The following is a 22644-nucleotide window of genomic DNA, read 5'->3' on the forward strand; positions in this document are numbered from 1 at the left end:
GCTCAGGCTAAACCCAGGTCAAGTACAAGCTGGCGGGTGGGTTCGGTCTGGTTCATTGAATAGAAATGCAGACTTGGTGCACCACCAGCAATCAGACGTTCGCAAAGCTTTAGCACGACTTCATGACCAAAGTCCTTAATTGCCACACTGTCATCGCCATAAGCAGAGAGCTGTTTACGAATCCAGCGAGGAATTTCTGCACCTGTGCCGTCAGCAAAGCGGATCAGGTTGCTGGCGTTAATGATGGGCATAATACCTGGTGCAATAGGAATATGAATCCCTTCCTTTGCAAGGCGATCCAAGAAATAAAAATAGGAATCCGGATTGAAGAAAAACTGGGTAATACCCGCATTTGCGCCAGCATTAACCTTTTCAATAAAGCGACGAATATCAGCATCAAAGCTTTCTGCCTGAGGATGCATCTCCGGATAGGCTGCAACTTCAATATGAAAGTGATCACCTGAATGTTCACGAATAAAACGTACCAGATCCTGTGCATATGGAAGTTCGCCCAGACCGACCTGACCGGATGGCAAATCACCACGCAGGGCAACAATACGTTTAATGTTTTGAGATTTATACAGATCCAGCAGCTCTGCTATACGTGCCTTATCATCCCCGATACAGGAAAGGTGAGGTGCTACCGGTGTACCCTTGCCATTAAACTCTTCAATTGCAGCCAAGGTACGTTCACGGGTGGAACCTCCGGCACCATAAGTCACCGAAAAGAATTCCGGATTCAAATGTTGAAGATCCTGGTGAACCAGTTTGAGCTTTTCTGCGCCAGCATCAGTTTTTGGCGGAAAAAACTCAAAAGAAATCGGAACACGTTTAGTCATTTTTCAAATCCTTTGTTTAATTTATAAATATGCCAGACAAAGAAAAGGGCAGGATGCCTAAACATCTGCCCTTAAGATATCTTAATATTTATAAGCGTCAGACTTGAACGGACCTTCTACCGGTACACCAAGGTAAGCTGCCTGCTCAGTGGTCAGTTGTGTCAGTACTCCACCAAAACCTGCAACCATTGCGGCAGCAACTTCTTCATCCAGTTTCTTCGGTAGCAGTTCTACACGGATTTTTGCTTGTTTTTGATCTTCTGGAAGATCAGCAAATTTCTCGGCAAACAGGTGCATCTGGCCTAAAACCTGGTTGGCAAAAGAACCATCCATCACACGAGATGGATGGCCTGTAGCATTACCCAGGTTCACTAAACGACCTTCAGAAAGAAGAATCAGATAATCGTTTTCATTTTCTGAACGATATACCTGATGTACCTGAGGTTTGACTTCAACCCATTTATAGCCACGCAGGTAAGCTGTATCGATTTCAGTGTCGAAGTGACCGATATTGCAAACCACTGCACCTGCTTTTAGTGTATCCAGCATCGCAGCATCACATACGTGGTAGTTACCGGTTGTAGTAACAATCAGATCAGTATTTTTGAGAAGATCTACATTAATATCTTCTTTATTACCGGTCTGAACACCATTTTTATATGGAGATACTACTTCATAACCATCCATGCAGGCCTGCATTGCACAGATTGGGTCAACTTCAGTTACGCGTACAATCATGCCTTCTTGACGAAGTGATTGTGCAGAACCTTTACCTACATCTCCATAACCGATGACAAGTGCACGGCGGCCAGAAAGCAGCATGTCTGTTGCACGTTTGATGGCGTCGTTAAGTGAGTGACGACAGCCATACTTGTTATCATTTTTAGACTTGGTTACGGAATCATTGACATTGATGGCAGGAACTTTGAGTGAACCGTCTTTCCACATTTCGAGTAGACGTGCAACACCCGTAGTAGTCTCTTCAGTAATACCATGAATTTTTGCAATCAGTTCAGGATACTTTTCATGTACAACAGCCGTTAAGTCACCGCCATCATCCAGAATCATGTTGGCATCCCAAGGTTTGCCGTTTACATTGATTTGCTGTTCAAGACACCACATGTATTCTTCTTCAGTTTCGCCTTTCCAGGCAAAAACAGGAATACCAGATGCAGCAATTGCAGCAGCAGCGTGGTCTTGAGTCGAGAAGATATTACATGAAGTCCAGCGAACTTCTGCGCCCAATTCAACCAGTGTTTCAATTAAAACAGCAGTTTGAATGGTCATATGGATACAGCCGAGAATTTTCGCGCCTGCCAGTGGTTTTGCTGCTGAATAGCGCTTACGCAGACCCATCAGGGCAGGCATTTCAGCTTCAGCAAGTTTAATTTCTTTACGGCCGTAATCAGCAAGTGAAATATCGGCAACTTTATAATCTGTAAATGAAGCAGTAACCGCGTTCATCAGGATCTCCTAGAAAAAATAGTATGGATCATTCAGTTCGCGGATGCCGTTGTTGGTAAGCTTGAACAGACATACCGATCGTCGAGCCTGGCGATTTTACATTTAGTGCCTGTAAAACGTCGCAGCATCCCTCGACTAGCGCAGTATTGTACTTGGATTCTAAAAACGTTCCAAGTTATAAGATGCAATATTATTTATTTTCCTTATACCAAGGTTTTGACTGGTCAAAAGTCTGCCTGTTTTGGTTGTAATCTTAAAAATTGCATTACAGTTTTTAATCTTATTACCAGTTATAAATCATGATGCAATTTGCACTTAAAATAAACATTATTTTTAATCCGAATAGTGAATACCCGACCTGCAGTTTTTTATATCAGATTTTAAAGTCCAGACGTGAAATCCGCTGTCAAAAAGCATCAATATCACTCTGCAAAATACATATATCTGCATAATATCCAGTCTCTTTTTAAGAGTAGAAGTTCTACAAATACTGTTTAAAGTGGTCAATAGCCCGAGCACGACTGTATTTTAAATCTACTATGGGTTTTGGATAGTGCAGTTGCTGGACAGTTTTACTTTCATAGGGTGCGTGAATTGTTTTAGCATCCAGATGTGCCAGTTCCGGTATCCATGTACGGATATATTGACCTTCAGGATCAAACTTTCTGGACTGACTGACCGGGTTGAAAATACGGAAATAGGGCACTGAATCCGTGCCGGTGGAAGCACACCATTGCCATCCCCCATTATTTGCCGCCAGGTCACCATCAATCAAATGCTGCATAAACCACTGTTCACCTTGGCGCCAGTCAATCAGAAGATTCTTACACAAGAACATGGCTGTAATCATGCGGACCCGGTTATGCATCCAGCCAGTGACCAATAACTGCCGCATTCCTGCATCTACAATTGGAATACCAGTTTGGCCTTGCTGCCAGGCAGTTAATGCAGTTTTATCATCGTGCCAGGGAATATTCCGAGCATTGGCTTTGAAAGGTAAATATTTTGCGACATTTGGAAACAGATAAAGAATATGCTGATAAAATTCACGCCATAGCAGCTCATCTAGCCAGATGCTCTGGCCCTCCTGTTCAGGCACAAAGTACCCGCTTTGATGCCGGAATAAAGCCTGTATACATTGGCGTATAGAAAGTACGCCAATATTCAAATAGGCAGAGAGCTGACTGGTTCCGGAGTGTGCAGGAAAGTCTCGCTCAATATGATAATGCTGAATATGATTTTCAAGAAATTGTTCAAGTAATGTATGAGCATAGTTTTCGCAAGCAGGCCAGAGCTGTTGAATGGATTCTGGAACAGGTATGTCAAAAAGCTGCCTGATATCTAGCACTGTCTGCTGAAACTGATCAAGAGCAGGGAGAGTTATAGGATTTTGAGCTGTAATTTCTGTATAACATTTTGGTAGCGCTATTTCTAAACGGCTATAACAGGCTTTTTTAAAGGCACCAAAGACCTGATAAGGCTGTCCATTTTGGTTGGTAATACTACCGAAAGGGAATAGAGTGCGGTCTTGGTATAAAGTCAAAGCAATACCGGATGTATCGAGCAGTTGCTGACAGTCCTGATCACGTTGCTGCTCGTTTATACCTGCCTCAATATGGGCATGTATTTGCTGAACGCTTAAACTTTGACAGCATTCAAGCAAAAACTCAGGAACTTCCTTCCAGAGAGGAATAGTTTGTATAATGATAGGGATATTGAGCTGTTTTAACTGTTCTTTTAAAACTTTAAGCTGTCTTAAATAAAGATCAATTTTGATCACGGCATCATCATGTTGCCGCCATTGAACTGGTGAAAGGGTAACAAGCGCAATGCAGGGACCAGTCTGTCTGGCATGCCATAATGCAGAATGGTCAACAATACGTAAATCCTGACGGAACCAGACCAGTTGATATGCAGACATAAAAGCCAGTAATTAAAATAACATTATGTTTATCATTAAGAAAAATATTTAAAAAATCAAGCTGAAGCTATTTCTAATACTGAAAAATAACTATAAAAAAAGCAAAGCCTGAGCTTTGCCTTTTTTGATCAGACGATCTTAGTGGTGGTGACCACCCGCGCCATGAACATGCCCATGATCAAGCTCTTCTTGAGTTGCATCACGGATATCAACAATTTCAACTTCAAAAGTCAGGTCTTGACCAGCTAGCGGGAAGTTCGCATCAACCAGTACGTTTTCGCCTTCAACTGCTTTAACAGTCACGATCTGAACACCGTCATCAGTTTGTGCTTGGAACTGCATACCAGGCTGGATATTATCTACACCTTGGAACATTTGAGCTGGAACTTCCTGTACAAGGTCAGGATTATATTCACCGTAACCTTCAGCAGCAGGTACATTTACAGTAAATTTCTCGCCTACTGTTTTACCAGCCAACGCATTTTCCAAACCAGGAATAATGTTACCCGCACCGTGCAAATAAGCCAGTGGTTCACCCTGAGATTGGTCGAGAGTCTCGCCCTCTGCATTGGTCAGTGTATAGTGGAATGAAACCACATGATTATTTGCAATAGCAGTCATATTATTGATCCAGTCAATTTTTTGAAGGGTACATCATAAGATGAAACACAGCGCTTTTAGAAGAAAAATCCTAAAAAAACTGTGATTTCGATCTTTTTGAAGCCAATTTATTCAATTATGGGGTTGTGTGATGAAATTTCAATGCAATTTTATTTTCGGCCGAATTCTTCGTGTAACAAAATCTCTCACTGTGAGTGCACCAGCCTGGTTGTAGCCATATATATTAGCCTGATGTAAGCGGTATAGTGAGATATACAAGCCTTTGGCGACCGATCCCTGGACATTTACCTGGCCCAAGAGTTGGCCCACAGCCTTATTCTGGCTTAATGAAATCAGTGAGCCCTTATCGGAAAAATGGAACATGGGTATTGGCCGCTCCGCAATACGGGCTGTTAAAGCTCTAACCAGAAAATTTGCTTGCTGGCTGGCAACCTGAGCACGGGGCCCAAGGGGTGGCTGGTCTGCTTCAAGTTGACAATGTGCACAATCACCGAAAGCAAAAATATCCGGGTAATTATAAGTCTGCAGGGTGGCATAGACTTTAATACGGTTTAAGTGATCTTTTTCAAAGCTTTCTAGCTGTTCAATGACCTGCGGTGCCTTGATACCGGCTGCCCAGATATTCAAATCAGTTTGCAAGGCACTTCCATCCTGAAAAGAGATATGGTCTTTAGCGACATGTTGTACTTTATGGCCAGTCAGGACTTCAATGCCTAGCGTTTTGATTTGTCGTAATGTATTTTCGGCCACTTTTTCTGGAAGGGCAGGCAAAATTCGGTCTGCTGCTTCAATCAAAGTAATTTTAACCAGATCAGGGTGTATATGATTCAGGCCATAACGGTAAAAATTTTCTTTAGCCTCGACCAGTTGTGCTGCAAGCTCTACACCCGTTGCACCAGCACCAATGATTGCAATATTAAGATGATTGGGCTGTTGGGAATACTGTGCATCCAGATAAGTGTTCAATAAATCTTTCTGAAACTGGTCAGCCTGAGCACGGTTGTCCAGGAAATAGCAATATTCTTTAGCTCCTTCGGTATTGAAATCATTTGATACCGAACCCACAGCAAGTACTAGCGTGTCATAGCTTAATGTTTTAAGGTTTTTGCCTGTAGCGGAGCAAAGCTGAATCTGTTTTTTCTCGGGTAATACATTACATAGACTGCCTGATACAAACTGGTAGTGATGTCTGGCGGCATGAGCAAAATAATTGACTTCCTCGCTATATGGGTCCAGCGTACCGGCAGCGATTTCATGAAGAAGAGGCTTCCAGATATGAGTAAGGTTCTGGTCAACTAGCGTGATTTTTGCTTTAGCTTGCTTGCCCAGACTATTGCCTAACCGGGTCACCAGTTCGAGGCCACCTGCGCCACCGCCGACCACGACGATATGATGTAATTCTTGAGCCATTTTATACCTGTTTATATTTTATTTCTAAGGAAACATAAAAAAAGAAGATGGCAAAACTATGCCATCTTCCTGATTGATTCTTTGTTATATTTATATGGGTTTATAGATTTTAACAGTTAAGAATTAAATACTTCTGGTGCAGTTTTCATCTCATCATTACTCATAAACGGAAATAAGCTGACCAACCATAAAAAGATTCTCTGAAAAAAATTAGCTTCTTCAATATGCACTTCATTTTCAATATCAAATGTGCTGATCAGCTGGTTATTCTGATAGACATGCACAGTTGCAAGTTTCATGACCTGCATTAACGGGGCAGTTAACTGCTTGGTATTCAGTTCAATATTGATATGAGTGTTGGTCGTCTGCAAGGGTTCGATGGTTTGCAATATACCATTACCCGTATTAAGCATAATACGCTGGGTTGCATTATCAAAAGTCTGTAGGTCAATTGCATAAGGCTGGTTATATAAAGAGGTCGTTATAATCTTCGGTTGGGCTGATTTTACCTTAAACATTTTTAAGGTTGACTTGACTACCGGCAGTTCACCAAGTAGTTGTTTATCTTTGATCGCAACTTCATCTCGCGTATATGCATAGCCCAGATTCAGCAACTTATAAGCTACCTCGGCACGTTTTACAGCACTGGTTGTACCCATAACTACCACAATCAGGCGGCGGTTAGGTAAATCTGCATTCATGGTAGGGCGACTGGCTGTAAGCGCAAGGTTATAACCCGCAGCTTTGGTAAAACCGGTTTTTAGTCCGTCTACTGTTGCATCCTGCTTGAGTAACAGATTGGTAGCACGATGAAAATGATTGTTATAGGTAAAGCTCTGCTGTTTGGAGTAATTTAGATAATCCGGTGTGTCATTTACCAGTGCCTGACCCAGCAGTGCCAGATCATGCGCAGTTGAATAATGCCCATCCATAGTAATGCCAGCTGGGTTGGTAAAATGAGTATTTTTCATTCCAAGCTTTTGAGCTTCCTGATTCATGCGTTCAATGAATGCAGGCACATTTCCAGAAATTCGCTCTGCTAAAGTCACCGCAGCATCATTGGCTGACATCACAATAAGACCAGCCAGAAGCTGATCAACTGAAATCTGCTCGCCTTCCTTCAGATACATCTGAGATTCATCCCACATGACCATTTTTACCACCGGGGTCGCAGTCAGAATTTCATTTCGATTCAGTTTCCCGTTCTCAATTTCCTTGAGGGCAATATAAGCCACCATCATCTTGGTAAGTGAAGCAGGTGAGCGCTGTACCTCACTATTATATTCGGCAATTATCTGTCCCGACTGCGGGTCCAGAATGCTCCAGGCTGCGGCTTCAACTGATTCAGGGACCACCTGAAGCAGGCGGGCGTTAGCCAGACTGGCACAGCACAAGCTAAATAAAATAAAGAGGTAAGCAAATATTCTCAACGGGAAGTACCTTTATATGCCGGATTGATCGCAGATGATGCGAAAAACACAGGCATGCTATGCCTTTTTTTTTCTGAATGCTAGCGACTTTTAAGGACAAATAAGACTTATCCGCATCACTTTGTAAAAAAATGCTAAGCTAAATGCTAATTTTTTTCTGTTGATCTTTTATTACGACTTATGTTGCATTATCAAATCGAGTTCGATGACTATCGCCAGCACCTGATTCACGTAACTTTACGCTTCTTGGCCAATCCAAATCAGGTCCTGTGGTTACCGACCTGGATTCCGGGCAGTTATTTGATTCGTGAGTTCTCAAAGCATATCGAAGCAGTGAAAGCCTATGATGAAGCAGGCCGGATTTTAAACATCAGTAAGACTGAAAAAAATAAATGGCGCCTGTTTAATACAGACCATGAGCTGATTACGGTTGAATATGATGTGTATGCCTATGATCTTTCAGTTCGCGGAGCTTATGTTGACCAAACCCGTCTTTACGTAAATCCGGCCTGTGTTTGTCTGGGGCTGGAGGGGCAAGAAGACACAGCTATTGAGGCTGAGGTATTTTTACCGGAAGAGTTGAAACACTTTCAGCTTGCCACCGCTTTAAGCTCTAAGACACTAGTTCGAGGCCGTTATACCTTAAAAGCCAAGAATTATATGGAGCTTATTGATGCACCATTTGAACTGGCAGAGCAGACCCGTTTCAGCTTTAAAGCACAAGGCATTCCACATGAGTTTGTGGTATCCGGCAAACATGCAATGAATGTTGAGCGCATGCAGCAAGATATTGAAAAAATCTGTGCGACAGAAATTTCCATGTTTGGCTCAGCGCCGTTTGAACATTATACCTTTATGACCATGGCTACAGGTAACAGTTATGGTGGTCTTGAACATCCGAACAGTACCAGTTTAATTACTCCACGTGATGATTTGCCTAAGGCTGATGAGCCTGAAGAACCCTCCAAGGATTATCAGCGCTTTTTAGGACTGTGCAGCCATGAATATTTTCATTCATGGCTGGTCAAATTTATACGTCCAGAAAACTTTACTGACTATGATCTGAACAAGGAAGGTTACACTTCACTGTTATGGATTTTTGAAGGATTCACTTCTTATTATGACGATCTCATTTTATTGCGTAGCGGCGTAATCAAGCAGGAATCCTATTTAGAATTACTCAAAGCCCAGATAGACCGCTATTTACAAAATCCGGGCCGTTTTGTGCAGACCGTGGCAGAGTCAAGTTTTGATGCCTGGGTGAAATTTTACCGTCAGGATGAAAATTCAAACAATGCGGGCACCAGCTATTACAATAAAGGCTGCCTGGTAGCACTATGTCTGGATCTGGGCCTGCGTTTACGTGGTTCGAGCCTCGACGCTTTAATGCGTAAGTTGTATGAAAACACTCAAAACGGCATACAGGTAAATGAACGTACTATTTATGATTTGTGCGAGCAGTTGACTGGTGATAAGTGGATTGAACAGATTAATCATCTGATTAACACGACTGATTAATTGCCACTTGAGCAGCTCTTGCCGGAGTTTGGTCTTAGTTACAGTTTGAAAAATGACAAGTCTCTGCCATTTGGTTTAAAACTGGCAGATAAAGCCGAAGGGGTAATTGTGCAGACTGTACGCCGTGATGGAGTCGGTGCAAAAGCAGGACTTTCTGCCCATGATATTATCATTGCAATTGATGGTTTAAAAGCCACCACTAAACTGATTGAAAAATATGCAAAACAGCAAGGAAATTATAGCTTGCTTGCTTTCCGTCGTGATGAGCTGATGCAGTTTGAAGTGCAAGGTGGTTCTACAGATCTAACTGCTGTAGAGCTAAAAGTAGATAATCAAGCCAAGATTGAAACTTGGTTAAATGCCTAACAAGTGCTACATATCACTTGAACCGGTACTCATGTACCGGTTTTTTATATTCTGTAATTTTAAAATTAGATATAGTTCGTTTTATCTTATAGAGAGAACTTATTGTTTAGTAGAGCAAATCTTAAAATAGGATCTGCTTGATATAAACTATAAGAAATAGCTCATCATTTTATAAATAGAGTTTAGACATCAAGCCGTAATATATTTGCTCTAGCTTGTAAGCAACTTAACTTGATAGTATTTCTTGGCGAAATAACAGTTTTGATGAATTGTATAAAAAGTAGTCGGTGCTTAGGAAGGTAATATTATATTTTACCTAAACTAACCATATTTCATAGTAAAGCTTTTAAGCTATACACTACTATTTCGTATCGAAATGTCGTTATCACAAGATCTTGCGTTGACTGAAAGGTCATGAGGGCTGATACTCTCAAGGTTTATTTAAGCATTTCGGTTTAAAGGGGCAGGGCCAAAAGCTCAATCCTTAAACACTCAATCCAACGCAAGGGGCTATATATGGCTGGTGGAAAGTCAACTATCATTTACACACTGACTGACGAGGCGCCACTGCTGGCGACCTATTCGCTACTGCCGATCATTGAGACCTTTACTAAGCCGGCCGGTGTTAAAGTTGTTAAAACTGACATTTCTGTGGCTGCACGCGTGCTCGCTGAATTCTCGGACTACCTCAGTGAAGAGCAGAAGGTAGTAGACAATCTTGCAGAGCTAGGTCGTCTTACCCAAGATCCAGATACTAATATTATCAAGCTTCCAAATATCAGTGCCTCTGTTGCGCAGTTGATCTCGTGTATCAAAGAGCTTCAATCAAAAGGTTATGCAATTCCGGATTATCCAGAAAACCCGGTAACCGAAGAAGAAAAAGCAATTAAGGTACGTTACAGTAAATGTTTGGGTTCTGCAGTAAACCCTGTACTACGTGAAGGTAACTCTGACCGTCGTGCACCAGCTGCAGTCAAAAACTATGCGAAAAAACACCCGCACTCTATGGGTGAATGGAAGCCTTGGTCACAAACCCATGTTTCACATATGCAGGAAGGGGACTTCTACCACGGCGAAAAGTCAATGACACTTGACCGTGCGCGTAATGTAAAAATGGAATTGATCACCAAGTCTGGTGAAACCATTGTTCTGAAGCCAAAAGTAGCGCTTCAAGATGGCGAAATCATCGACTCAATGTTCATGAGCAAAAAAGCGCTTTGTGACTTCTATGAAAAAGAATTAGATGATTGTAAAGAAGCTGGCATCCTGTTCTCTTTACATGTAAAAGCGACCATGATGAAAGTATCACACCCGATCGTATTCGGTCACTGTGTGCGTATTTACTACAAAGATGCATTCGAAAAGCACGGTAAACTGTTTGACGAGCTAGGCATTAACGTTAACAACGGTATGGCCGGTCTTTACGAGAAAATTGAAACTTTACCAACCTCTGTACGTGAAGAAATTATTGCTGACCTGCATGCTTGTCAAGAGCACCGTCCAGCGCTTGCGATGGTTGATTCTGCAAAAGGGATCACTAACTTCCACTCACCAAATGATGTCATTGTCGATGCTTCTATGCCGGCAATGATCCGCGGTGGCGGTAAAATGTGGGGCGCTGATGGCAAACCTTATGACTGTAAAGCAGTAATGCCTGAATCGACTTTTGCACGTATCTATCAGGAAATGATTAATTTCTGTAAGTGGAATGGTAATTTCGATCCACGTACGATGGGTACGGTACCTAACGTTGGTCTGATGGCGCAAAAAGCTGAAGAATACGGTTCCCATGACAAGACATTCGAGATTCCTGAAGCGGGTATCGCAAACATCACTGATCTTGAAACGGGTGAAGTGCTGATGTCTCAGAATGTGGAAAAAGGTGATATCTGGCGTATGTGCCAAGTGAAAGACGCGCCAATCCGTGACTGGGTAAAACTGGCTGTAAATCGTGCACGTAACTCAGGTATGCCGGCTATCTTTTGGCTTGACCCATACCGTCCACATGAAAATGAGCTGATCAAGAAAGTCCAGAAATACTTAAAAGATCATGATACGACTGGTCTGGATATCCAGATCATGTCTCAAGTACGTGCAATGCGTTATACGCTTGAGCGCGTAGCTCGCGGTCTGGATACTATTTCAGTAACAGGTAATATTTTACGTGACTACCTGACTGACCTGTTCCCGATTATGGAACTGGGTACATCAGCGAAAATGCTGTCTATTGTGCCATTAATGGCTGGGGGCGGTATGTATGAAACGGGTGCTGGCGGTTCTGCACCAAAACATGTTCAGCAGTTAGTTGAAGAAAACCACTTACGCTGGGATTCTTTAGGTGAATTCTTGGCACTGGCTGTTTCTTTAGAAGAAATGGGTATCAAGGAAGGTAATGACCGCGCCAAGCTGTTAGCCAGAACACTTGATGAAGCTACTGGTAAACTGCTCGATAATGATAAATCTCCATCACGTCGTACTGGTGAACTGGATAACCGCGGTAGTCACTACTATTTATCACTATATTGGGCTCAGGCACTTGCTGCACAGGACGAAGATGCTGAACTTAAAGCAAAATTTGCTCCACTGGCCCAAGCCTTAGCTGAAAATGAAGAGAAGATTATTGCCGAGCTTGCACAAGTGCAGGGTCAACCAGCTGATATTGGTGGCTATTACGCTATTGATCAGGCAAAAGTAAATGCAGTAATGCGTCCAAGTACCACATTCAATAATGTAATTTCGAGCGTTGCTGTTTAACATTGTATAAAGCCGGATAACCTGCTGATAATATAAAAGCCAGTGCACATGCACTGGCTTTTTTAATCAAATACTAAAAAAACTTTTATAGAATGAATTTTTCTACACGCTAAGAATATCATTGTTATTTTTAGCTTTTATGTTTTAATCAGATTTATAAGATAGAACTCTAAACATTATTACTCTTATCTTTATTCCCTAAATGCTTGAGTCTGTAAATTGTTTTTAAGCAAATTTCCTGCGCAGATCATAAGGCGCATAATGATCATCAAATAATAAATAATTGCGGAAATGACTACCCAGTGGGCAGATCAGATCTAGATCGGCAATATAAGGAAAACGTTCATCTGTATAAAAGGGCTGATTTGCTGGCTGGCGCTGTATAAGATGATTGTGTAAATACTTTTCAATCAACAAGTTATTGTGTTCGGGATTCAGGCAGACTGACCGTACAATCCGACCGCTCTGAATTGCTTCAGAAAGCATGGTACTACTATCTTCAGTCACAAAAATATATTTGCTTCTCGCAACCAGATGTTCAATTGGTGTAGTGTCATTTATAGACACAAATTGTAGTCCTGAGGTCTTGAGATATTTTTTAATTCGGCTATTAAAGGCAGGCGTACGCCTCGAGCAAACAATATAGCCCTGGATATTATAAGCCTGCACAAAAAAATCAAAATGACGGATAATGTTAAGATAGTCTGCTTGTGTAAAGGGATATTCGTGGGTAGGGCCGCCCAATAGCAAACTTGCCTCACCACAGTGAGGTTGAGCACGGAGTTCAATAAATTTTTTCCTGACCGGAAGGGTAGGTAAAATAATCTGTTCAACCTGAGTAGGTTGAGCCAATGCGCTAATGGTCCAGTGAATTAAGTGTTCATTAAAACTACCTATATCACCTGAAAATGCCAAAGGGATATCGAACTCTTGCGACAGATAAGCTGAATACAACAGATTGGACATACCTGAACACACAATCAACCGATACTGGGCAATATGCACTGGGGCCGCTCCAAATATTAGCTTTGCCATTACACCAAATAATCTAGGAAACCAAGAAAGACGCTTTAATAGGCTGACCATAGAGTTGCCCAGATTTACTGGAACTTTTAAGGTTTCATAAGAATTTCTAAACTGTTGTTCAAGAATCTCTCCAATTGCAAGAGAGGGGTTTAAATGACCAGTACGACCATCATGCACTACCAAAATTTGGGATTGGCCCGAAAGTTCTCTGATCATCCGTTCTATCCTGTGATTAATCTATTGAGCACAGAATAAACAAAAAAATGGTAGCTAGATGCAGGAAAAATTTATATAAATGTCAGATTTAACAGACTATTGTATCTCAAATTACAATTTTAAGAGTTTTAGATTGCAACAATCCAGCCTTTTGTAAGTACTGCATATATATGTAGCTCAGCCTTTATCATTATTCTCCGTGTCTATAGCAGTGATATGTTTCAACAAGAAATTTTTATAGAATAGCGCTATAAAATACAGCTTCTAAAATAATTTATAAAATTAAAAAAGAGCAGAGAATTATATGATTATTCAACTGCTCTTAACTCTAATTAACCAAAGCGGTTAGATCGACGAATTTTTCCTGGACGGGTAGTCCCATTAGTCTTGCGACGTGGCTTCGCCTCACCTTCTTCTGTTTGCCATACGCGTTTTGTTCCGCCGGATGGTAACTTTTTACCTGCTTTGTTTGCCCCTTTGTCTTTAGGCTGTTCTTTATTAAATTTGGACTTGCCATCTTTCTGTTCAAAGGGCTTTTTTGCTGCACTACGTGGTGCACTGCGGCCTGTATAAGGTTTATCTGCAGGCACATCTTTAAAGTCCGGATAAAGCAGAGGCTCAATTTCAACCTGCTCACCTGGTTGGAGACCAAGTTTTACCAAGTCAATAGTGCCAATTTGTGTGCGAATCAGACGTAAAGTCGGAAAGCCTACTGCAGCTGTCATACGGCGTACCTGCCGGTTTCGGCCTTCACAGATTTGCAGCTCAACCCAGGTGGTAGGAATGCTGGCACGAAAGCGCACAGGAGGATCGCGGTCCCATAACCATTCCGGCTGCTCAACCTTACGGGCTTTGGCTGGTAAAGTCATACCATCTGCCAGTTCGACCCCTCGACGTAACTGCTCAAGAGCTTCTTCTGTAATATCGCCATCAACTTGTGCCAGATAGGTTTTAAACTTTTTATTCTTGGGATTAGTAATGAACTGATTCAAACCACCATGATCGGTGAGAAACATTAAACCTTCTGAGTCCAAGTCTAAACGACCGGCCAGCCGTAATTCAGGATCATGAATAAAATGGGAGAGTGTTAAATGCTTAGAGTCTTCACGAAACTGTGAAAGCACATCATAAGGCTTATTAAAAATGATAATTTTCATAGGGAATTTCAACTTCAGTGTATACAACAAAAAATAACGACGTTTTATTTAATAGAGAAATGTTGTTATTTCTCGTATAAATCTCAACCAAGCCCTAAGATCGATTAAAGTATATCATGTAAGGAAAGTTGAAGAGTGTGCCTGCATGGCATACATTTTATTCGTCAGCTACATAAGGGAGAACCTGCACAATGGGTTATCAGAAGATCGTAGTTCCTGCAGATGGTAATAAAATTACAGTCAATGCAGACCTGTCACTGAATGTACCAAACCATCCGATCATTCCTTTCATTGAGGGTGACGGTATTGGTGTGGATATTACACCAGCAATGAAAGCAGTGGTAGATGCTGCGGTTTTAAAAGCTTATGGTGGCAAACGTTCGATCGAGTGGATGGAAGTATATTGCGGTGAAAAAGCCAATAAAATTTACGGCACTTATATGCCTGAAGAAACATTCGAAGCCCTGCGTGAATTTGTTGTCTCAATTAAAGGCCCTTTAACCACGCCGGTTGGTGGCGGGATCCGCTCACTAAACGTCGCATTACGCCAGGAACTGGACCTGTATGTCTGTGTACGTCCAGTACGCTGGTTCGAAGGAGTACCTTCACCTGTCCAGCATCCTGAATTAACAGATATGGTGATCTTCCGTGAGAACTCGGAAGATATCTATGCCGGAATCGAGTGGAAAGCCGGTTCTCCGGAAGCTAAAAAAGTTATAAAGTTTTTAAAAGAAGAAATGGGTGTAACCAAGATCCGTTTTGAAGAAAATTGTGGTATCGGTATTAAGCCTGTTTCTAAAGAAGGTACGCAGCGTCTGGTACGTAAGGCTATTCAGTTTGCAATTGATAATGATAAACCGAGTGTAACGCTTGTGCACAAGGGTAATATCATGAAATATACTGAAGGTGCATTTAAAGAGTGGGGCTATGAAGTTGCACTTGAGCGCTTTGGTGGTGAACTGCTAGATGGTGGTCCGTGGGTTAAAATTAAGAATCCTAAGACTGGTAAAGATATTATTATTAAAGATGTCATCGCTGATGCATTCCTGCAACAGATCTTAATGCGTCCGGCAGATTATTCTGTGATTGCTACGCTGAACCTGAATGGGGACTACATTTCTGATGCACTTGCAGCAGAAGTTGGAGGCATTGGTATTGCGCCCGGTGCAAATATCGGTGGGGCAATTCAAGTATATGAAGCGACTCATGGTACTGCGCCTAAATATGCCGGACAGGATAAAGTCAACCCGGGTTCAATCATTCTTTCTGCTGAGATGATGCTGCGAGATATGGGCTGGATAGAAGCTGCTGATCTGATTATTAAAGGAATTGCTGGCGCTATTGCGGCCAAGACTGTGACTTATGATTTTGAGCGTCTAATGCCAAATGCAACACTTCTGCGCTGTTCTGAATTCGGACAGGCAATTATTGAAAATATGGGCGAGTAATTTCTATTTTCCCCAATAAAAACCCGCGACAATCGCGGGTTTTTACTAGAAATCTATAACTCCAGATTTGCTTCTTCTACAGAGACTGCTTTACCGATACTATAAAAGTGTCCTCCTGCTACATGGTGAATGGTTCGCCACTCTTCATCTGCATCTTCAAAGTGCCAGCGGCCCTGACTGAAAACCCTATTATCTGCATAGGCTGCAATAACCTTTCCAATAAACAGATCATGTGCCTGCTGGATATGGGGTTCCGGAATTAATTCACACAGTAACCATGCTGAACAGTCTGCAACCACGGGAAGATCGGAGTTTTCAAACTGGAACAGCTCAACCTGACAAATCTCCAGCTTATTAGGTTCAGTCATCTTGCTGGTAGTGCCGAGTTTGTATACGAGTTCCAGTTGTTTAAGAGTGGGAATCTGTAAGGCGAAATAACCCGAATTCTCAATAAGCTGCCGGGTTTTTGTGCTTTTATCCAGCACTACAGTCACTTTAGCTGGATCGAACTCAAGTGCACATGCCCATGCAGCAGCCATCACATCTGTCTCTTTATGGTCTTTACTCGAGACTAAAACAGTAGGACCATGTGTCAGCAGACGATAAGCTTTCTCTAGGGGAACATGTTGAATGTGTGGATTTAACATCTGCATTCTCAGTAAAACAATTTTGCCCAGCCTAGCAGAAAAAGCCTTAAGATACAGAGCAAAGAACGTAGGAAAAATCTTATGAAAATGTATCAGGTTGATGCTTTTAGCATAGAACTTTTTAAGGGAAATCCGGCTGCTGTGCTTGTATGTGAAGAGTGGTTAGATGACAGGATTATGCAAAACATTGCATTGGAGAACAACCTTTCAGAAACTGCCTTCGTCAAAATAATAAATGATGAAAATTATGAGATTCGCTGGTTTACCCCAAGTGTTGAAGTGGATTTCTGTGGTCATGCTACCTTAGCCAGTAGTTTTGTTCTTTTTAAAGATTTTACCACCACAAAAACGATTCATTTTCATGTAAAAGACCTAGGAGTCTTTATTGTCACACAAGGACAAGATGGCAAAATCACCATGAATTTTCCAGTACGTGTACCTGAGCCCTTGCCAGATTATCCTGTCTTGTTAAATAAGGTAGTAGATTGCCCTTTTAATGAAGTTTATGTAAACCAGCAAGCTTTTATTTTGGTCTGTGAATCTGAACAGGCTGTACGTGATGCAAAACCAGATTTTAATAAAATTAAAGAATTGGCAGTAGCCTATCAGCGCAGCACAGCAATCACTGCCGCTGACCTTGATATTTCCATTACCAGCAAGGCACAGCATTATGATTATATTGCTCGTTATTTTGCACCGCATAAAGGGATTGATGAAGACCCTGTAACAGGTTCCATGCATACTGGTCTTGCTCCACTCTGGGCCGATAAACTTTCAAAACGGCAACTGGTTGCCTATCAGGCTTCTGCTCGCGGCGGATTACTGTACTGTGATTTAAAAGATAATCAACGTATAGAAATTTCTGGTTATGCGAAGCTATATATGGTTGCAGAAATCTTTTTAGACTAGAGATATACTTTTCAACCTGGAAATTATCATTCAAGGTTCTCGGCCTCGGGAACCTTTTATTTTTATATTTTGCTTGTTTAATAATTTTTACTGTAGTAATTAAAAAATGCTTTTATTTATACCGCAGACTGAACAGATTAAATAAAGGGTAAATATAGGCTCTATAATAAATGCATGAAAATAGCTTGGTTATTAATATAGTAATTAAAATCATTTGTCTATAATTTTTATTCCAATCTAATATCTAAAAAACCGAAATAGCCAGCTAGAGCTTTAAATAGATTCTTGATATCAGAATTTACTAAAACTATCAGGAAGATAAATAAGTATAGCGATTTGATCCTTTCATCAAATTAGTCTTCATTTAAACTGCTAATTATATATTTAAAAATAATTAAGCATTACAAACAGATCGGTAGTAATTTTGATGCTATAAAATTGTTAAAAAGGCTAGGTGTTTAAGACAGACTATAGTCAAATATGCCACCTTAAAAGAATGCACCGGCAACTAGATGGAGTTTGGGAATGAATATACCCCTAATCATTAATATTGTGGTTTTTATCGGGTTGATATTTTTGCTTGCCCAAACACGCAAAACTACATGGAGCCTGTCTAAAAAAGTACTTGCTGGTCTTGTTCTGGGAGTTATATTTGGACTCGGATTACACGCCGTGTATGGCGCAAACCACCCAATTCTAGCCGAATCTATCAGTTGGTTTAATATTGTGGGCAATGGCTATGTGAAGTTTTTGCAAATGGTCGTGATGCCACTGGTCTTTGTTTCTATCTTAGGAGCTGTGGCAAAACTACATCAGGCTTCGTCATTAGGTAAAATCAGTTTCTATTCAATTGGAACCTTATTGTTTACCACTTTAATTGCGGCCCTAGTCGGGGTTTTCGTAACCAATCTATTCGGTTTAACTGCTCAGGGTCTGGTACAGGGAGCGGCCGAAACGGCCCGTTTAAATACTATTCAGTCTGATTACGTTGGAAAATTAACCGATTTAAGTGTGCCACAATTGATTTTATCGTTTATTCCGAGTAATCCTTTTGCCGAGTTGACCGGAGCTAACCCGACCTCAATTATCAGTGTGGTGATTTTCGCCATATTCTTAGGTATGGCTGCATTAAACCTGATGAAGGATGATGTGGTAAAAGGCCAGCGAATTCTGAATGCTATTCAGACTTTGCAAGCTTGGGTAATGAAACTGGTACGTTTGGTTATGACTTTAACACCGTATGGCGTTTTTGCTTTAATGACAAAAGTAGTAGCCAGTTCTAACCTTGCTGATATTCTGAATCTGGGTGGTTTCCTGATAGCCTCATATGTGGGCTTGGCCATCATGTTTGCTGTACATGCTGTTATTTTACTTCTTACTGGCATTTCTCCAGTAAAATTCTTTAAAAAGGTAGCACCTGTACTGACATTTGCCTTTCCCAGCCGATCAAGTGCGGCCAGTATTCCTTTGAATATTGAAGCGCAGACTCGCCGGTTGGGCGTTCCAGAGTCGATTGCCAGTTTTTCAGCCTCCTTTGGAGCCACGATTGGTCAAAATGGCTGTGCAGGTTTATATCCAGCCATGCTGGCAGTGATGGTCGCACCAACTTTAGGAATCAATACTCTAGATCCCATGTGGATCGCATCACTGGTCGGAATTGTGACTTTAAGTTCAATCGGTGTAGCCGGAGTGGGTGGCGGGGCAACTTTTGCAGCGCTGATCGTATTGCCGGCTATGGGCCTGCCAGTAACTTTGGTGGCGCTCCTGATTTCTATCGAGCCTTTAATTGATATGGGCCGGACTGCATTAAATGTAAATGGTTCAATGACAGCCGGTATTGTTACCAGTCAACTGATGGGCCAGACCGATAAAAGTATTTTAAATAGCCGTGAAGAAATTGAACTGGCACATCATTAATATTGCTATACCAAGATATTTACAGGCATATTTTCTATACACTGAGCCGTTGAAATAAGCGGCTATTTTTTTAGAATAGGCTGTTAAATATAACAATCATTACCTATGATGATGAATAAATAGCTTCACTGAGCTGAAATAATTGGAATAATTATGTTAACGCGGTTTAAGACTCTTACTCTCTCATTATGTCTTCTCGGTTTAAATACAGCAGTATTTGCACAGCCGGTTCTGGTTAAATCCCAACAAAAAATCGAGGAATACAAACTGGACAATGGCTTCCGTGTTGTACTTGCCCCGAATGATAAAGAAAATAAAGTTTATATCAACACAATTTATTTGACCGGTTCCCTGAATGATCCGCAAGGAAAAGGAGGGCTGGCTCATCTTTTGGAACATTTGGCTTTTAAAGGTACTCAAAATGTAAAAGGTGAGGAGTTTCAGCGGCGTCTGGACCAATATACATTAATGACAAATGCCAGTACTGACTATTACTCCACTCGTTACCTTAATATTGTCCGACCTGACAGCAAAGCCCTGAATGAAGTTTTGTATCTTGAAGCAGAGCGAATGGATAAGCTGGTACTACAGCAAAAGTTTGTTCCCTCTGAAATCGAGATTGTAAAACGTGAGCGCGAAATCCGTCTGGACCAGCCCTTCGCCGTGCTCATGGACCAAATGTGGAAATCTGCTTATGGCAACCAGTATCTTGGGCGATTACCAATTGGAGATCTAGAAGAACTTAAATCAATCCGAATGGATGAGCTTAACCGCTTTTACCGTACCTGGTATGCGCCTAACAATGCAGTCATGGTCATTGCCGGAAAATTTGACAAGGCAGCCATATTAAAAACGATTGATCAGCAGTTCAGTCCAATTCCAGCACGTTCAGTGCCTGAGCAGGTTAAAGTGCCAAAACTGGACTCGACCCAGATCAAGAACCGTAATTTTATTGTCAGAAAAGGCAGCGATCTGGCCAAGTTCCATATTTATATGGATGGAAAAAATACCAAAATTCAGCCGGCACTGGCATTGGCACCATATTTGTATACCATGCAGCCAAGCGGTCATCTTTACCAGAGTATGGTCGAATCCGGATTAAGTACTGCTGTCCAGTCTACTACCTGGTTAGATCAGGATTTTAATCTGGTCTTTATGGGAGCTATTTATGCGCCAAGTCATGATGAAAATAAAGTTGAAAATACTTTGCTTTCCAGTGTAGAGAAAAACCAGAATTTCAATGATACAGAGCTAAAACGGGTTCAAAGTCTGATGCAGAATCAGGCAGACAGTATTATGAACAATGCGACTGCTATTGGTTCACGGCTCAGTGATTATGTTGTTTCAAGTCAGGGTAACTGGAACCAGTATTTCAATGATTTACAGGCCGTGCGTAATTTAAACACTGCCGAGCTGAACCAGACCCTGAAAAGCTTTCTGGTACCGCAACACCGGATTTCAGGTGACATCAAGCCTACACCAGAAGAACAGAAAAAGGCACTGGAACAAAAGCAGGCTGTCGAGCAGCCAAAAACACTTAATCAGCAGGCAGTATCAGCTGAACCCTTGCTTGATGCCAGTGTTTACAAGCAACAGGTTACCCAGTATCTGACTAACTCGAAACAGCTTCTGGACCAGGCTGAAAAGAAAATTCAGCGGGGAACCCTCAAAAATGGCATGCAATATGCGCTGTTTCCAACCGCTACTCGTGATGACAAAACTTACGCCACTATTACCCTGCAATTCGGTGATGAGAAAACGCTTTTTGACCGTGGGGAAACTCTGGAACTGATGGCTTATCTGCTACTAAGAGGAACAGATCAGTACAGTTTACAAGACATTGCAGACCGTTCGATAGAAGCCGGAGGTCAGGCCAGTGCCAGTGCGGATGAAAACGGTATTGTGATCCGGATACAGGCAAAAAAAGAAAAATTTGATGATTTTTTCAGATTTGTAATTGAGTTGCTGAAGAAACCTAAATTTGAACAGTCACAGTTTGATCTGATCAAATCACAAACTCTCGCTACTCTGGACAGGCCTTATACTGAACCTGATACCGTTGCTGCTTTAACTATGGCACGTTTAATTGAAATTTATCAACCGGGCGACCTGCGCTATCATTTTGAACCCGAACTGGCGAAATCCAAAATACAGACCGCCAAAGTAGAGCAGGTCAAACAGCTATATCAGCAGTTCTTTGCTATGGACCATGCTCAGGTCGCAGTTACTGGTGAATTTAAGCCTGAACAGATTAAAAAACTGTTGCAGCGTGAACTGGGTAACTGGAAGGGGGGCCAGCCTTATAAAAAGCTGACCTCTGAACATAGGGTATATCAAGCACAAAAAGTACATGTGCTTTCTGAGCAGCGTGAATTTGGCAACTACCAGAGCATACTGACTTTTCCGGTAGGGGTGGACCATCCTGATGCACCTGCACTGATCATCTTTAGCCATATTTTGGGCAATTCTCAGTTATCATCACGCTTGGCACAAGAGCTACGTGAAAAGAATGCACTGGTCTATGGTTTTGGTAGTGATTTACAGCTTGATCCGGATGCAGCGGTTGGAGGTTTAAGTATTGAAGCAAATTATACAGCCGGCCGTTCTGCACAGGTGTCACAGTCGGTACATAAAGTACTGGATGATCTTCTGAAGCAGGGCGTAACCGAGCAGGAACTTGAAGCAGCCAAAGCTGATATTATGAAACAGCGCGTTACTGCACTGGAAGATGAACGTAATATCCATGGCATGCTAAATAGCCAGCTGGAGCGCGGCAAAAGAATGGAAAGCCGTGCAAAGCGTGATATGGCTATTGCCGGTTTGAATAAAGCTGATATTGATGCAGTAATTCGTAAATACATCAAGCCGGAGCACTTGGTTGAAGTGATGGCAGACCAGTATGGTCAGCCTCAGAAAGGCTCCTAAATGAAATATGAAATAAGCCGGTTATGGCTTATTTCATCTTAAAGAATATAAATGTATACGCAGGTTGGCTATCAAA

General features: G+C 41.7%; 14 protein-coding genes and 1 pseudogene. 6 read left to right on the forward strand and 9 right to left on the reverse strand.

Annotated elements, in window-relative coordinates:
• Positions 1-2 precede the first annotated feature (2 nt).
• From metF to J502_RS03225, 6 genes are all read right to left on the reverse strand, one after another.
• Positions 3-839, reverse strand: a complete 837-nt coding sequence (gene metF, locus J502_RS03200; protein ID WP_005025240.1) for a methylenetetrahydrofolate reductase [NAD(P)H] — start codon at positions 837-839, stop codon at positions 3-5.
• A gap of 81 nt (positions 840-920) precedes the next feature.
• Positions 921-2303, reverse strand: a complete 1383-nt coding sequence (gene ahcY, locus J502_RS03205; protein WP_034683111.1) for an adenosylhomocysteinase — start codon at positions 2301-2303, stop codon at positions 921-923.
• Between the two features lie 481 nt (positions 2304-2784).
• Positions 2785-4224: a cryptochrome/photolyase family protein gene (locus tag J502_RS03210; protein ID WP_034683114.1), complete on the reverse strand. Its 1440-nt coding sequence runs from the start codon at positions 4222-4224 to the stop codon at positions 2785-2787.
• Between the two features lie 138 nt (positions 4225-4362).
• Positions 4363-4845: an FKBP-type peptidyl-prolyl cis-trans isomerase gene (locus J502_RS03215; RefSeq protein WP_005015096.1), complete on the reverse strand. Its 483-nt coding sequence runs from the start codon at positions 4843-4845 to the stop codon at positions 4363-4365.
• A 138-nt stretch (positions 4846-4983) separates the two neighbouring features.
• Entirely contained in the window at positions 4984-6255 is a 1272-nt protein-coding gene (locus J502_RS03220) for an NAD(P)/FAD-dependent oxidoreductase (RefSeq protein ID WP_005015095.1), read from the reverse strand.
• Between the two features lie 116 nt (positions 6256-6371).
• Positions 6372-7685 carry a D-alanyl-D-alanine carboxypeptidase PBP6B gene (locus tag J502_RS03225; protein WP_005015094.1) on the reverse strand — a complete coding sequence of 438 codons (1314 nt, stop codon included), beginning with the start codon at positions 7683-7685 and terminating at the stop codon, positions 6372-6374.
• A 180-nt stretch (positions 7686-7865) separates the two neighbouring features.
• Between J502_RS03225 and J502_RS03230 the strand changes: the two are divergent.
• Together J502_RS03230 and J502_RS03235 are read left to right on the forward strand one after the other, a co-directional pair.
• A pseudogene (locus J502_RS03230) lies at positions 7866-9569 on the forward strand (M61 family metallopeptidase).
• A 516-nt stretch (positions 9570-10085) separates the two neighbouring features.
• The gene (locus tag J502_RS03235) at positions 10086-12323 is read left to right on the forward strand and encodes an NADP-dependent isocitrate dehydrogenase (protein WP_034683115.1); all 2238 of its coding nucleotides are present in this window, start codon (positions 10086-10088) and stop codon (positions 12321-12323) included.
• Positions 12324-12548: 225 nt separating this feature from the next.
• Here the strand turns inward: J502_RS03235 and J502_RS03240 are convergent, their stop codons facing one another.
• Positions 12549-13565, reverse strand: coding sequence for an ELM1/GtrOC1 family putative glycosyltransferase (locus J502_RS03240; RefSeq protein ID WP_005015087.1), 1017 nt, complete (start codon positions 13563-13565; stop codon positions 12549-12551).
• 332 nt (positions 13566-13897) lie between these two features.
• On the reverse strand, positions 13898-14722 hold the full coding sequence (locus J502_RS03245) for an rRNA large subunit pseudouridine synthase E (protein WP_005015086.1): 825 nt from the start codon (positions 14720-14722) through the stop codon (positions 13898-13900).
• A gap of 191 nt (positions 14723-14913) precedes the next feature.
• Here J502_RS03245 and icd point away from each other — a divergent pair, with 191 nt between their 5' ends.
• Positions 14914-16170, forward strand: a complete 1257-nt coding sequence (gene icd / locus J502_RS03250) for an NADP-dependent isocitrate dehydrogenase (protein ID WP_005015085.1) — start codon at positions 14914-14916, stop codon at positions 16168-16170.
• 53 nt (positions 16171-16223) lie between these two features.
• Here the strand turns inward: icd and J502_RS03255 are convergent, their stop codons facing one another.
• Positions 16224-16817, reverse strand: coding sequence for a flavin reductase family protein (locus J502_RS03255; protein WP_005015084.1), 594 nt, complete (start codon positions 16815-16817; stop codon positions 16224-16226).
• 81 nt (positions 16818-16898) lie between these two features.
• Here J502_RS03255 and J502_RS03260 point away from each other — a divergent pair, with 81 nt between their 5' ends.
• The 3 genes from J502_RS03260 to J502_RS03270 all read left to right on the forward strand — a co-directional run bounded on the left by J502_RS03260 (position 16899) and on the right by J502_RS03270 (position 22568).
• Positions 16899-17726: a PhzF family phenazine biosynthesis protein gene (locus J502_RS03260; RefSeq protein ID WP_034683118.1), complete on the forward strand. Its 828-nt coding sequence runs from the start codon at positions 16899-16901 to the stop codon at positions 17724-17726.
• A 525-nt stretch (positions 17727-18251) separates the two neighbouring features.
• Positions 18252-19643: an L-cystine transporter gene (locus tag J502_RS03265; protein ID WP_034683121.1), complete on the forward strand. Its 1392-nt coding sequence runs from the start codon at positions 18252-18254 to the stop codon at positions 19641-19643.
• 153 nt (positions 19644-19796) lie between these two features.
• Complete coding sequence (locus J502_RS03270) at positions 19797-22568, forward strand: M16 family metallopeptidase (protein WP_005015080.1); 2772 nt, start codon at positions 19797-19799, stop codon at positions 22566-22568.
• The last annotated feature ends 76 nt before the right edge of the window (positions 22569-22644 follow it).

The sequence above is a fragment of the Acinetobacter sp. 1294596 genome (genome assembly GCF_000582925.1).
Lineage (GTDB): Bacteria > Pseudomonadota > Gammaproteobacteria > Pseudomonadales > Moraxellaceae > Acinetobacter > Acinetobacter radioresistens.